At 71.4% G+C, this 12844-nt stretch carries 11 protein-coding genes and 1 pseudogene; 7 read left to right on the top strand and 5 right to left on the bottom strand.

Annotated elements, in window-relative coordinates; genetic code table 11:
* The first annotated feature begins 42 nt into the window (after nucleotides 1-42).
* From fxlM to JS756_RS16345, 3 genes are all read left to right on the top strand, one after another.
* Nucleotides 43-2355, top strand: coding sequence for a methyltransferase, FxLD system (gene fxlM / locus JS756_RS16355; RefSeq protein ID WP_205383846.1), 2313 nt, complete (start codon nucleotides 43-45; stop codon nucleotides 2353-2355).
* A 40-nt stretch (nucleotides 2356-2395) separates the two neighbouring features.
* Complete coding sequence (locus JS756_RS16350) at nucleotides 2396-3154, top strand: PIG-L deacetylase family protein (protein WP_205383921.1); 759 nt, start codon at nucleotides 2396-2398, stop codon at nucleotides 3152-3154.
* A gap of 64 nt (nucleotides 3155-3218) precedes the next feature.
* A complete protein-coding gene (locus JS756_RS16345) occupies nucleotides 3219-4148 on the top strand; it encodes a carbon-nitrogen hydrolase family protein (protein ID WP_205383845.1) in 930 nt (309 codons plus the stop codon).
* 77 nt (nucleotides 4149-4225) lie between these two features.
* Here the strand turns inward: JS756_RS16345 and JS756_RS16340 are convergent, their stop codons facing one another.
* From JS756_RS16340 to JS756_RS37565, 4 genes and pseudogenes are all read right to left on the bottom strand, one after another.
* Nucleotides 4226-4795 (bottom strand): peptide deformylase, encoded by a 570-nt coding sequence (locus JS756_RS16340; protein WP_205383844.1) that lies wholly within the window; start codon nucleotides 4793-4795, stop codon nucleotides 4226-4228.
* Between the two features lie 102 nt (nucleotides 4796-4897).
* On the bottom strand, nucleotides 4898-5743 hold the full coding sequence (locus JS756_RS16335; protein WP_205383843.1) for an SDR family oxidoreductase: 846 nt from the start codon (nucleotides 5741-5743) through the stop codon (nucleotides 4898-4900).
* Nucleotides 5744-5893: 150 nt separating this feature from the next.
* Nucleotides 5894-6883 carry an XRE family transcriptional regulator gene (locus JS756_RS16330; RefSeq protein ID WP_240203886.1) on the bottom strand — a complete coding sequence of 330 codons (990 nt, stop codon included), beginning with the start codon at nucleotides 6881-6883 and terminating at the stop codon, nucleotides 5894-5896.
* A 198-nt stretch (nucleotides 6884-7081) separates the two neighbouring features.
* Nucleotides 7082-7246: pseudogene (locus JS756_RS37565) on the bottom strand (helix-turn-helix domain-containing protein); the annotation flags it as partial.
* Nucleotides 7247-7486: 240 nt separating this feature from the next.
* Here JS756_RS37565 and JS756_RS16325 point away from each other — a divergent pair.
* From JS756_RS16325 to JS756_RS16310, 4 genes are read left to right on the top strand one after another with little or no spacing between them, the layout of a single operon-like run.
* The gene (locus JS756_RS16325) at nucleotides 7487-8212 is read left to right on the top strand and encodes an LbetaH domain-containing protein (protein WP_205383842.1); all 726 of its coding nucleotides are present in this window, start codon (nucleotides 7487-7489) and stop codon (nucleotides 8210-8212) included.
* 5 nt (nucleotides 8213-8217) lie between these two features.
* Nucleotides 8218-9528, top strand: a complete 1311-nt coding sequence (locus tag JS756_RS16320) for a UDP-N-acetylglucosamine 1-carboxyvinyltransferase (RefSeq protein ID WP_205383841.1) — start codon at nucleotides 8218-8220, stop codon at nucleotides 9526-9528.
* The gene (locus JS756_RS16315; RefSeq protein ID WP_205383840.1) at nucleotides 9528-10565 is read left to right on the top strand and encodes a serine hydrolase domain-containing protein; all 1038 of its coding nucleotides are present in this window, start codon (nucleotides 9528-9530) and stop codon (nucleotides 10563-10565) included. The genes JS756_RS16320 and JS756_RS16315 overlap by 1 nt, the downstream gene beginning before the upstream one ends.
* A 16-nt stretch (nucleotides 10566-10581) precedes the next feature.
* The gene (locus tag JS756_RS16310) at nucleotides 10582-11706 is read left to right on the top strand and encodes a UDP-N-acetylmuramate dehydrogenase (RefSeq protein ID WP_205383839.1); all 1125 of its coding nucleotides are present in this window, start codon (nucleotides 10582-10584) and stop codon (nucleotides 11704-11706) included.
* Between the two features lie 46 nt (nucleotides 11707-11752).
* On the opposite strand, the gene JS756_RS36810 is transcribed toward JS756_RS16310, so the two are convergent.
* Nucleotides 11753-12142: a hypothetical protein gene (locus tag JS756_RS36810; RefSeq protein WP_240203857.1), complete on the bottom strand. Its 390-nt coding sequence runs from the start codon at nucleotides 12140-12142 to the stop codon at nucleotides 11753-11755.
* Nucleotides 12143-12844 lie beyond the last annotated feature (702 nt).

Below are 12844 nucleotides of genomic sequence, written 5' to 3'. Positions count from 1 at the left end.
ACCGCACCACCACCCCCGCCTTTCACGAACGAGGAGCGACCTGTGGGATACACCCGGACTGACTGGTCCGAGCACTACAACGGCGGGCGAGGCTTCCGGCGGCTCGGCGACGAGGAGAAGCGCCTGCTCGTCGAGCATGCCCCGGCAGCCGAGGGCGGCCGCGCGCTCGACGTAGGGTGCGGAACGGGCGAGATGTCCGTCTACCTCACCTCGCTCGGCTACACCGTCGACGGAGCGGACTTCGCCGAGGGCGCGCTCGAGCGGGCCCGCGCGGAGCACGCCGGGGTGGAGGGGGTGCGCTGGCTGAGCCTGGATGTCGAGCGCGACGACCTGGCCGCTCTTGCCGAGGACGGCTACGACCTGATCGTGCTGCGGCTGTGCATCGCGTTCGTCCGCGATCGCGCCCGTGTCCTTCGCCGTCTGGCCGCCCGGCTGCGCGAGGGTGGGGTGCTGGTCATCATCACCCCGATCGTGGAGAACACGCCGGAAGAGCGGCGCCACATCGCGCTGGACGAGAACGAACTAGCCGCGATCACCGACGGGTTCGAGGACGTCGAGCAGTTCGACGCGGAGGGCCTGGCGGTGCTGGTCCTGCGCGGACCGGCCGGATTCAGCGCGGAGGAGAAGCTGCGACCCGAGCCGCAGGCCGTCTTCGGTGCCGCAGTGGTGGTCACCGATACGTTCGGCCGGGTCCTGCTGGGCCGCTCCACCCGAGGCATGTGGGAGCTACCGGGCGGCCGCATCGAGACAGACGAGGCCGCACCAGCGGCCGCGGTGCGGGAGCTGAACGAGGAGACCGGGCTGACGGCGCGCGTGGAGGACGCTCACGTCATCACCGTGCTGCACGACGACCGCCTGGATGTACGCCGCGTCACCGCCGTGGTCCGCATCTCCCGCTGGGACGGTGAACTCTCTCTGCCCGAGCCACACCGCTTCGTACGCTGGGAGTTCCACGACCTGAACACCTTGGTGACCCTCGGGAAGATCTTCGCGCCCAGTGCGCACGCTCTGACCGTGGTGTGGCCCGGGGTGCTGCCGGGGCTCCCGTCGGTCCATTCCTACGCGTGCTCCGCCGCCGTCCCTCCGGTGCCCGGGGAGCCGGTCGAGGCGGTCCGGTTGCGCGAGCGGATGGCGGACATCGTGATCAGCAAGGGCTGGGCGCCCTCGCCGCGGGTCCAGGCCGCGTTGCGTGAGGTGCCTCGGCACCGGTTCGTCCCGGAGACCCGGCTGGAGACGGCCTACCACGACGACCTCGCCGTAGTGACGGTCCGCGAGTCACCCCAGACCGCGCTCAGCTCCGTCTCCGCGGCCTGGCTGCAGGCCGACATGATCGAGCAACTCCGGCTGGTGCCGGGGATGACCGTGCTGGAGGTCGGCTCCGGCGGATACAACGCGGAACTCCTGGCCCACGTCCTCGGGGAACGCGGGCGCGTGGTGACCGTGGACGTCGACCCGTACGTGGTGCACCGGACGCAGCGGCTGTGCGCGGAGGCGGGCAGCGGTCGGGTCACCGCCGTCCTCGGCGACGGCCGGCTTGGCGCGCCGAGCCACGTCCCGGCCAACGGGTTCGACGGGATCGTGATCACGCACAACGCGTCCGACATCGCACCAGCATGGCGAGAGCAGCTTGCCGAGGGGGCCCGGTTGGTCGTGCCGCTGGAGATGGGCGGCTACACCCGCTCCCTCACCCTGGTCCGGCGCGGCGACGTGCTGCACTGCGAGCACTGGACGTACTGCGGTTTCGTGCGGGACCGCGGTGCGGCCGCCCGGACCGCCCCCGCCGTGCGGCTGGCCGACGGCAAGGTCACGGTGCGGTGGGAGGACGGGACGCCCGGCGACACCGCCGGTCTCGACGAGGCTCTGCGCGGTCCCCGGCACGAGCGCTCCACGGGCCTGGTCGTCCGGGGGATCTTCAACTTCGAGACGTTGCAGGTCTATGCCGCGACGACCCTGCCGGGGTTCTGCCGTCTGTCCGCGCCGAAGGGGTCCACGTTCGTGGAGCAGCAGGACGCGGCCGCGATCCTGGCGGACGGCTCGCTCGCCTACTTGACCTACCGGAAGGTCAGGGATGCCCCGGAGCCGGCCGACCGCATGACGGAGTTCTTCATCCACGCCTACGGCCCAGCAGCGGAAGAGGTGGCGGAGCGCTTCGCCGAGTGCGTGCGCGTCTGGGACCGCGAGGTGCGCGAGAGCGGCTATCCGCCGATGACCGTCCACCCGGCCGCAACGCCCGACGACCAGCTGCCGCCCGGCGATGTGCTCGACAAGCCCAGCGCACGGCTTGTCCTCCAGTGGCCGGGCCGGACCCCCGCCGGCGCACTGAGCCTCTCGGCCGCAGGGGGACAGCGTGCCTGACTACGACGAGTTGATCCCCGAGAAGGCGGCGTCCTCCACGATGCCGTCCCTGCTCGGCGTGTTCGCCCATCCCGACGACGAGAGCCTCCTCGCCGGCGGTGTCCTCGCCCAGCACGCCGCCGCGCACGCGCGCACCGCCGTCGTCACCATGACGTGGGCGCCCGACAGTCCGCGGGCTTCCGAACTCGCCGACGCCTTGCGGGCGCTCGGCGCGGGCGCCCCTCGCATGCTCGGATACGGCGATGCCCGCAACGAAAGGGCGGCCCCCGGCCGTCCCCGGCTCGTCGATGCGCCACTCGACGAGGTGGTCGCCGCCCTGGTCCAGCAGATCCGCTCGTTCCGCCCCGACATCGTGGTCACGCACGACGCCCTGGGCCAGCTGACCGGTCACCCGGACCACCGCCGCACCCACCAGGCCGCTCTCCTCGCCGCTCAGGACGCGGGGCTCCCGCACCTTCACCCCGCGGCCGGCAAGCCCTGGCAACCGCGCGCCGTGTACTGCGCCACGCACCCCGAGTCCGGTGTCGGCGAACTCGGGCCGCTGCTGGAGTTCGTCGGCAAAGCCGCGCTCGCGGTGCCGGACACCTACGCCACCACCACCGTCGACGTCTCCCCCTGGCTGGAGCAGAAGTGGGCGGCGATCCTCGCGCACCGCGGTGAGGTCGCACGCGAGCGGCCACTGCCCGGCATCCTCGCCCGCCTTCCCGAAGCCGACCGCACCCAGATCATCCAAACCGAGTACTTCACTCGCCTCACCCTCGGCCCCACAAAGGACGACTCCGCCGCGCTATCCATCTGACACCGCAGCCCCGTGCCGACCACCCTTCACCGCCCACGAGCAAGCACTCACCGATCGGAGAGAGATGACGACGACTTCTGCACCCGACGAACGCCCCAGTGTGGCCAGGACATTGCGGCTGGCAGTCGCACAGAGCACGGTGCCGGAAGACCCCACTGATCGAGGAGCACTGCGGGCGGCCGGGCAGGAGATCCGGGCCCTGATGGTTGAGGCCGCCGAGGCTGGTGCGCGGTTGGTGCAGTTCCCCGAGGGGGCAGTCACCTATCCGAGCAAGCACGTGATGGCGGCGGGCCCGGCGGGCGAGCTGGTGCCGGCTGATTGGAGCCGTGCCGCGTGGGATGTCCTGCGCGAGGAAGCGGAGTCGATCACCGTCCTGGCGGGAAGGCTTGGCCTGTGGACGGTGTTCGGATCGATCCACCCGCTCACACCGCCGAACCGACCGCACAACAGCCTCTACGTCGTCTCCGACCGCGGCCAGCTGGTCGCACGGTACGACAAGCGGTTCCTGTCGCACACCGAGGTGGCCTACTTGTACTCCCCTGGACATCAGCCGCTCGTCGTCGAGGTGGACGGGATTCGGTTCGGCTTCGCGCTGTGTATCGAGGCCAACTTCCCGGAGGTGTTTGCCGAGTACGAGCGCTTGGACGTCAACTGCGTCCTGCTGTCGGTGATGGTCGACGACGCGCCCCGTGCCCGTGTCGCCCAGGCGTACGGGACGCTCTACAACTACTGGGTCGGCTACTCCGTCCCGTCCCAGTTCAGCGCCACGGTGCCGTCCGGGATCGTGGCGCCCGGCGGTCGGTGGCTGGCGCAGTGCCCCGCCGATGGGCAGCCTGCTCTGGCGGTCGCGGACATCGACCTCGACTCGGCCGACCCGGACATCGACGTGGCTCTTCGGTACGCCCGGCCCTGGCGCCGCCGGGCGCAGGAAGGGCTGTACGAGGACCGGCTGGTAGACGGGGACCCGCGCAGCGACATCCGCACGGCCTTCTGAGAACGCCCGCGCCTGACCCGCCAGAGCTTCTTGATCGCGAGTATGTCGCGCCCGCCCACGGTCGGCCCCGCCTCCTTCTACTCGTCGTACGACCAGGGTCGGCCAGTGGCCTCGGCCGTCCTGCGGTACTCCTCGACGGGGACCGGTCTCACGCCGGGCCGCATCCGGTCCATCAGCAGAAGTCCGTCGAGGTGATCAATTTCGTGCGCGATGAGCCGCGCGTCGCCCCGCTCGTAGACGGCTTTCTCGGTACTGCCCGCTGCTGTCATCGTTTCCACCGTGATCCGCAGGGGTCGGGGAACCTGTGCCCGTACGTCGAAGAACGACAGGCACCCTTCGAACCTCTCGTCCATGTCCTCGGAGGCGTCGGTGACACGGGGGTTGAGCAGAACGATTGGGTCGGATCCAGGAGGCTGGACGACGGCTGCGGACCGGCCGATGCCGATCTGCGGGGCAGCCAGGCCCAGGCCCTTGCCAGAGAAGTCGTGCGCGCGGCGGATGCGCTCCATGACCTCAAGGAGCTGACCGACGACTGTGTCGAGGGTTTCCCGCTCGTCGGGGAGTGCGAAGGGGCGGGCAGGGTCACGCAGGACAGGCGCGCCATACTGAACTATGCCGAGGTCGCGCATCTGCTGACTGGGTCGCATCGGACCATCTCCCCCTTCGCGAACGGTCATGGAGAGTCTGCCCACGGCTTGTCACGGGGCGGCACGTTTCGCCCTCAATAGAGGCAGGGTGGTGGGTGACTGTCAGGTCAGCTCCGGGCTGTTCCCGCTCAGGAACTCGCGGGCGCCGCGGAGCCGGGTGCGCAGCTTCTGCTGGGTGGTGCGGCTGTCGAGTCGTACGTCGAGCCCGCCGGGCAGCCCCGTATCGGAGCGGCGTGCGGAGGCCAGCCGGGCGGGGTCGAGCCCGTCGCGGCGGGCGATGAGCTCGCCCAGCTCGTAGCGGCTGAGCGCGTCCGGCCCAGCGAGGTGGAACACGCCGGCGGCGTCGGACCGGGTGATCTCCCACAGAGCGACAGCCAGGTCTGTCACGTGGACGGGGCAACGGACGTCGTCGGTGAACAAGGCGCCCTGCCGGGTGCCGTCCGCCAGCGCATGCACCAGCCGCTCGTGCTCGGACCGGCCGTTGCCGATGATCAGGGAAGTACGGGCGACGGCCGCGGTGTTGGGGCATAGGAGGCGTACGGCGGTCTCGGCGGCTGCCTTCGCGGCCCCGTAGGCGGTGAGTGGGTCCGGAAGGCAGGACTCGTCGTAGCGGTCACGGCCCGTGCCGGAGAAGACGGCGTCGCTGGAGACGTGCACCAGGCGGACGCCGCGGCCGGCCGCAGCTTGGGCGAGGCGGATCCCGCCTTCGGCGGTGACTGCCCAGTCCGCTCCGCCGCTCGTCGCATTGATCACCACGGCCGGAGCCACCGTGTCGAGGACCTCCTCCAGGCGGAGGGGGTCGCGAAGGTCGAGGTGATGCCAGGTTGCCCCGTCGCCGCTGCCGGGTCGGGAGTGGAAGGTGGCGGCCGGGTGCAGGCCCGCGGACACCGCCTGGCGTACCAGCTCGGCGCCCAGGAAGCCGTTGCCGCCGATGATCAGCACAGTCATGCCGCCTCACGCTACGGGCGAGCGCCACCGCCCCGAGCTACTTCGGCAGAAATCACCGATCAGCCAGCCAAGGAGGCATGAGCGCCGGCCCGAACCACGAATACCGCTCCGGCCGTCGGCCGACCTGGCCAGCCGGTCAGTGCTCTCTCCTCAGGCAAGAACGCCGCTGCGTTCGGCAAGGCCGCGGAGTTCCGTTGACGTGGGGCCAGAAACCAGCAGGCTGGAGATCAAGGCCTTCGTCGCAGGTCGGGCGTGGGTCTCCTGTGGAGCGCATCGCTCGGCGGCCAGCAGCGTGCGGACGCAGTCGCTGCGGCGGCCGAGGCGGTCGTAGGTGACGGCGATGTCCCCGAGGGCGCGGGAGCGGCGTTCGACGCTGGGCAGCGCCTTCAGCGAAATCGTGCGAGCGGCATCGAGCGCGGCCCGGGGATCGCCGGCGTGGTTCTCGGCGCTGATCCTGTGAAGTTGCACGGTGAGGGGGCTGAAGCCGCCGCCGTGGTCGCGCAGCAGGGTGACGCCGCCGAGTTCCTTGGCGATGGCGGCAGCTTCGTCGGTCAGGTCCCGCATTCCGTCCCGGTCGCCTCGGCGCGCGAGGGTGTACGACGCACTCTGGACCAGGAGGCCGCGGACCGCAGCCCCGGCGCGTCCGGTGCCTCGCAGATCCGGGTGATCAGCGGCTGAGAGCGCGATCGACAGCGCCTGGTCATGCCACCCCGCCTTCCTGGCGAGCACGGCCAGCTGACGGGCGCACTCGGCAACCGCGAGGACGTCTCCCGCCGACTCGGCGAGCTGCCGCGCGCGGTCGGCCGCCATCCAGCCGAGCTGCTGCTCGTCCATCTTCACGAGCATGCGGGTCGCCAGGAGGTAGCTCTTAGCCAGGAGAGCGTGCTGCTCCGTGTCGTCGCCGCTGGTGGTGGACAGCGCGTGGCCGACGCGGATGAGGCGGGGCAGGCGCACGGCCAGGGATGCGTAGCGGCAGGCGTCGAAGTCGGCGAGCGCGCGGGTGAAGTCGGTGACGAGCGCCTCGGGCGACGATGGCGCGGCCGTGGCCGCTCCAAGTCCGAGCATCGCGTCCCGAAGGCGGGTGACGAGCAACTCGCCCAGCAGGGCCTCCTCGGCCTGCGCGTCTCCGCTCCCGAGCAATGGGGCAGCGGCCGTGGCCGCTAGGCCCACGAGCAACTTGCGTCGACGCACCGGTCCTTCACCGTCCTCCCGCCCGGGTGTACCTACCCTAGGGTCGGGGAGCCGGGGAAAGACGCTGATTGCGGCGACCGGCTGACCATGTCGAGTGTCCGGCCGGGGTGCGGGCGGCGTCAGGCCGAATGCCTGGTGCGGGAGTTCCAGGGCGTCAGCGAAGCACCGCAGGACGTCGACGTCGGTCATCGGCGAGATGCCCCGCTCGTACCGGGAGACCTGTGCCCCGGAGTATCCGGTCATCGTGCCCAGCTCGGCGAGCGTGAGGCCCTTCGCCTTCCGCGTCTGACGTACCAGTTCCCCGGGCTTCACATCAGCCCCCCGGGGCGCTCGTGATCCGTTAACCGCATCCGTACCTCGTTCCCGCCGTTAGCCGAGGCTGCGCCGCTCCCACCGTAGTCCTAGGACTGCATGGCTGACAGGCCGTTTGCATGAGGTGCAAACGGCTTTGCAAGCCAGGACAGCGCCTCTCCCGGCGCTGGGCCGGCAGCAGCGACCTTCGACAGCGAGCGGCCCGCAGCCACGGGCCGCCCCAGATTCCGGGAGGTCCTGATGCAGTCCGCGAATCCCATCCCGTCCACGGCGCCGGCGGCCGATGACCGCCTCATCCCCGCCTACTACGTTCGTCCCGAGGGGCTTGGCCCGTACATCACCCGGTTGTTGGCGGGCTGCTCCAACGTCTTCGACATCAAGGCCACGATGGCCGCCGACCTTGACCACGGAGGCGAGGACCTGCGGGCGGGGCAGGGCGTGGTCGAGGACGGCGCACTGCTCCAGGGCGACGTGATCGTCCAGGCGGGGGCCCGCATCGAGGCGGGAGCCCAGGTGATCGGACCGGTCCTGGTGTGCGCGGGGGCCGTCGTGGCGGCCGGCGCGCTGGTGCGGGACCACAGCGTGATCGGCCCCGGCTGCCGGGTCGGGTTCGGCGCGGAGATCACCCGCAGCCTGCTGGCCGGGCACGTCTTCATGAAGCACCCCTGCTTCATCGGCGACTCGGTCATCGGGCGGCGCGTCAACATCGGCTCGTTCTGCTCCACCACCGGACTGCGGTGCGACCGCGGCCCCGTCGCCGAGCCGGCGCTCGAGGAGATCACCGTCAACCTCGACGGGCAGCGGATCCCCACCGGTCAGACGAAGTTCGGCGCTGTCATCGGCGACGAGGTGGCGCTGCCCGCCGGAACCGTGCTCTCGCCGGGCACCCTGATCGGGCCGGGCACGGTGGTCTACCCGCGCGACCACATCGGCGGCTTCCTGCCCGCCGGCTCTCGGGTCCGGTGACGGCCGTGGCCACCGCACCCACACGCGACGCCATGGACACCACCCTCGTGCGGGTCACCGGCGGGCGCCCGCTGTCCGGCCGGATTCCGGTGCAGGGCAGCAAGAACATCGCCCTGCACCTGTACGCCGCCGCGCTCCTTGCCGACGTCCCGGTCGTCCTGTCCGGCGCGCCGGACATCATTGACACCGGGGTGTGCGCGCAGATCCTGCGCCACACCGGAGCCCACGTCGCCATTGGGGACGGCTGCTTCACGGTGACCCCACCGGACGGTATCTGCCCGGTCGTTCATCCCGAGCTCGGCCGCCGCGTCCGCACGACCGCCGTGCTGGCCGCGGCGGTGCTGGCCCGCACCGGGCAGGTGACCTTCCCCTATCCCGGCGGCGACGCGTTCTGCCCCCGCCTGATCGACCGGCACCTCGCGGCGATGCAGGCCGCCGGCGCCGAGGTCATCGCGATCGACACCGGCATCCGCGCCCGGTGCGATGCCCGCCGGGTACGGGCGTTCACTGTGGACGTGAACACGCCGTACGGGCCGAGCCTCGGCGCGACGGTGACGGCGATGCTGCTGGCCGCCCGAGCGCACGGCGCCAGCCTGTTCACCCATCCGTCGACCGAGCCGGAAGTCACTGAAACCGCCCGCTTCCTGGCCGACCGGGGCGTCTTCGTCCACCTCGACCAGGAGGGCCTGCATGTGTCCGGCAGCGACTGGATCGCCGGCGGCTCGTTCGCAGTGGCCGGAGACCGGATCGAGGCCGCCACCATGGTCATGGCCACCGCCGCGACCGGCGGCAGCGTCCACCTCGACAATTTCACCGCCGCCGACTTCCCCGCCGGCCTCACCCGCGCCCTCGCCGCGGCCGGCATCACCTTGGCCGACGACGCGAGCGGTGGTGTGCGTACGCGCCTCCACGGGCCGCTTCAGCCCGTGGAGGCAGCGACCGGCCCGCACCCGGGCCTGCCGACCGACACCGCGCCACAGCTGGCCGCGATGCTCACCCGAGCCGACGGCACCTCGGCAATCGGCGAACGTATCTACCCCCGCCGCGACACCCACGTTCAGGGCCTGCGCACCTTCGGCGCCGACATCACCGTCACCGGCTCAACGCTCCGCGTCCGGGGGCCGGCCCGCCTGAACGGCGCCACGGTGGAGGCTACGGACATCCGCGCGGTGACCGCACTGCTGATCGCCGCACTCGCCGCCCACGGCACCTCTACGATCCGAGGGATGTTCCATCTCCGGCGCGGCTACGCACGCCTGCTGCCCAATCTGGCCACGCTGGGAGCCGAGATCACCACCATCCCCGGAGGCCCTTGATGCCCGTCCCGTTCACCGCCGATGACACCACCCGCCTCCGGGACACCCTCAACCAGGTCGTCGCCGACGGCGCCACCCCCGGTGGCGTCATCGCCTACGGCACCACCGGCGCGAGCCCCGACTTCTTCAGCGTCGGCAAGGTCGCTCCCGAGTGTGGCGACACCGAGCCCGACCAGGACACCGTCTACGACATCGCCTCGCTGACGAAGGTCGTGGCCACCTGGCCCCTGATCGGCCAAGCCCTGGAAGCCGGGCTGCTCGACCTCGACGCCCCGATCCGCGACTTCCTGCCGGCGATGAACAGCGAGACCCCCAGCGGCGAGGCGACCGTGCGCCAGCTGATCGCGCATACCTCTGGCCTTCGCGCCTCCACGCGCCTCGACCACTACCGCGGCTCCGACCTGCCGCTGCACGAACTCCTGTGCCGCGAACCGCTGGAAGACGCCCCCGGCCAGCACCGGTACATCAACCGCGGCTACATCCTGCTCGGCCTGGCCCTCGCCCACATCCAGGGCCGCCCCCTCGACCAACTCGGCGCTGCTCTGTGGCGAAGGCTCGGGATGGACACCACCGTGTACGGGCCCGTCGCCCGCACCACTAAGGTCGCCCCGACCGAACAGCGCATCCCCGGCGCCCCACGCATCTGGGGCGCCCCGCACGACGACAACGCCGGCCTTCTCGGTGGGATCGCCGGCCACGCCGGAGTGTTCTCCACCCCCAGCGACCTCGCGGTATACGCCCAGCGGCTGTTGGCCGCCTATGCGGACGGCGATGAGCACGGCCTGGGCAACTGGCTGCACGCCAGCCTCGTCCCCCAGGCCCCGATCGAGCCCGGCCTGGACCGCGGCCTGTCATGGGTCCTCGCCGCCGGTGGGCGCGTCGCGTACCACCACGGGTTCACCGGTACGAGCTTCTACCTTGCGCCCGAGACCGGCCGCTACGTCGTCATCTGCACCAACGCCATCTACGGCGGCAACGCCCGCACCAAGATCGCCCCGCTGCGGGAACTCGCACTCAAGACGATCACCGCCACCTGACACACGGAGGCACCCCATGGGGGAGCTGCTGGCCGACCACACCACGCTTCGCCTGGGCGGACCCGTCCACCGTCTCCTCACACACACCGACCCCGCCGCCTGGCCTGACGTCGTGCGCTCAGCGTCGGCTGAAGGCACGGCGCCGTTCGTACTCGGCGGCGGCAGCAACACCCTGGCAGACGACGCTGGATACCCCGGAACCGTGATTCGCATGGCCACCCGCGGTGCGGCCATCCGCCCGCTTGGCGGCGACCTCGTGGAGGTCGTCGTACAGGCGGGAGAACCGCTCTCCGCACTCGTTGCGTTCGCCGTCGACCAGGGTCTCTCGGGCATCGAGTACCTCGGCGGCATCCCCGGCACGACCGGTGCCGCCCCGGTACAGAACACCGGCGCCTACGGACAGCAGATATCTGACACCCTCACCCACGTCGTTGCCTTCGACTGGCGCCTCGAACGCATCGTCGAACTCCGCGCGGCTGACTGCGGCTTCGGCTATCGCGCCAGCACCTTTAAGTCCCAGCTTGGACGGTGGACGATCCTCGCCCTCGGCCTGCGCCTCCTCCGCAGTGCATCAGCGGCCCCGGTTGCCTACCGGCACCTCGCCGAAGCCATGGGGGCCCCCTTGGGGGCCCGGCCACCGCTCACCCAGGCCGCCCAGGCCGTGATCACTGACCGGGAGCAGCGAGGTCTCGCCCTGCCGGGTTCCGGCCCCGATGCCCGGCAGGCAGGTTCCGTCTTCCTCAACCCGGTCATCACCCCGGTCCAGGAAGCAGCCGTACGCCGCGCCGGCGGCCCTGTCCACCGCGACCAGAGCGGAGGCCAGCGCACCAGCGCCGGGTGGCTGCTGGAGCAGTGCGGCTACCGTCCCGGAAGCCGCATCGGGCCCGGGGTGTACTGCTCCGACACCCGGACGCTGACACTGACCACCCGTGACGGTGCCACAGCAGCGTCTTTCACCTCGGCATTGCGGCAACTGGCCACCGAAGTATTTGAGGCGTACGGCATCCGCCTTTGTCCGGAGCCCGTTCGTCCGGGCCTGACCACAGGATGGTTGGAAGTCCCGGCCATGCCCTCACACCGAGCCGTCGCCAAGCCGTCCTCGCCCAACCAGCCTCCGGCTGTCGGGAGTCGGATGTGGTGAGGGCCGAACCGCCGCGCAGGGCCGCAAGCAAGGCCTGCTGGCGGGCTCATTCGCACACTGCCTCGGGTGATCCGTCGTCGGGCCAGGTTGGGCGGTACGGGTCGTCGATGTTCCACCCCCGCCATGCGGTGTCGCGGAGCTCGCCCGTGCTCTCGTCGACCACGCCCTCGGGCACCAGCCGCAGTCGGGGCCGGGCGGGCTGGCGTCGCTCGACGGCGTACTGCGTGCGTTCGGTGAGCCACTGCCGGTACCAGCGCCGCTGGTCGCCGTGTCGTTTGCGGCGCCTTTCGCCCAGGCCGGCGGTGCCCCGGGTGAGCGCGACGTGCTCGAGCTGGTCGGGGTCGGGGCGAAGGCCTTCGCCGCCGGCCAGGTGGCGGGGCAGGTAGACCAGGCCGTCGGCCTCCTCGGCGAGACCGTCTTCGACGAGCTTGTCCACGCGGCGGCGCACCGTGGTGCGGTGCAGAGGCCGGTCGCCGCGGCCAAGTGTGCGACGTCGGCGCCGTCGAGCGGGTCGAGGGCGGCGAGGATCCGGGCGCCGGAGGTGCCGTGGGCGTAGTGGTGACAGGCGTCGGTCCCCATCACGGCGCACAGCGCGCGCGTGCTCACCTCCCGCTCCGTGTGCGCGCCCGGGACATCCTCTGCCCCCCTCTCGCCCGAGGCTGGACGGTGTCCCGGGCGCGCACACGACTTCTGGCTTTCGGGCTTTGTCGGGGGGATGCGCAGGGACCAGGTCGAGCTGTGCTCTCCGGTGCCGGCCGCGACCAGGACCAGCCACCGGGCCTCCCGCAGGCGGGTGTTGCTTGCTTCCACGGTCGAGCGGGCGCAGCCCATCAGCTCGGCCAGCTGCCGTACCGAGACCTCGTGCTCGAGTCCGCCGGCTTGTTCGGCCAGTTGCAGCCGCGCGGTGAGGTTCTTGAGATCGGTGCCGCCGCCGGGCCCCGGCCACACGACGGCTTCCACGGCGGCCCGCAGGCGGGCGATTGCCACCATGGCATCGGCCCGGCACACGATCGTGCCGGAAGTGCCCACGTACGCGCGTGCCTTGTCGAGCATTCCGGCGAGCTTGCCCTCGGCGTACCGCTCCCCCTTGCGTGAGCGTAGCGACCGCGCCCAGGCGCCGCCCGCCGTCGGGCGCAGC

Source organism: Streptomyces actuosus (genome assembly GCF_016921115.1).
Classification (GTDB): domain Bacteria; phylum Actinomycetota; class Actinomycetes; order Streptomycetales; family Streptomycetaceae; genus Streptomyces; species Streptomyces actuosus_A.
The sequence above is the reverse complement of the archived record's forward strand: the minus strand, read 5'-3'. Positions and strand labels throughout refer to the sequence as shown.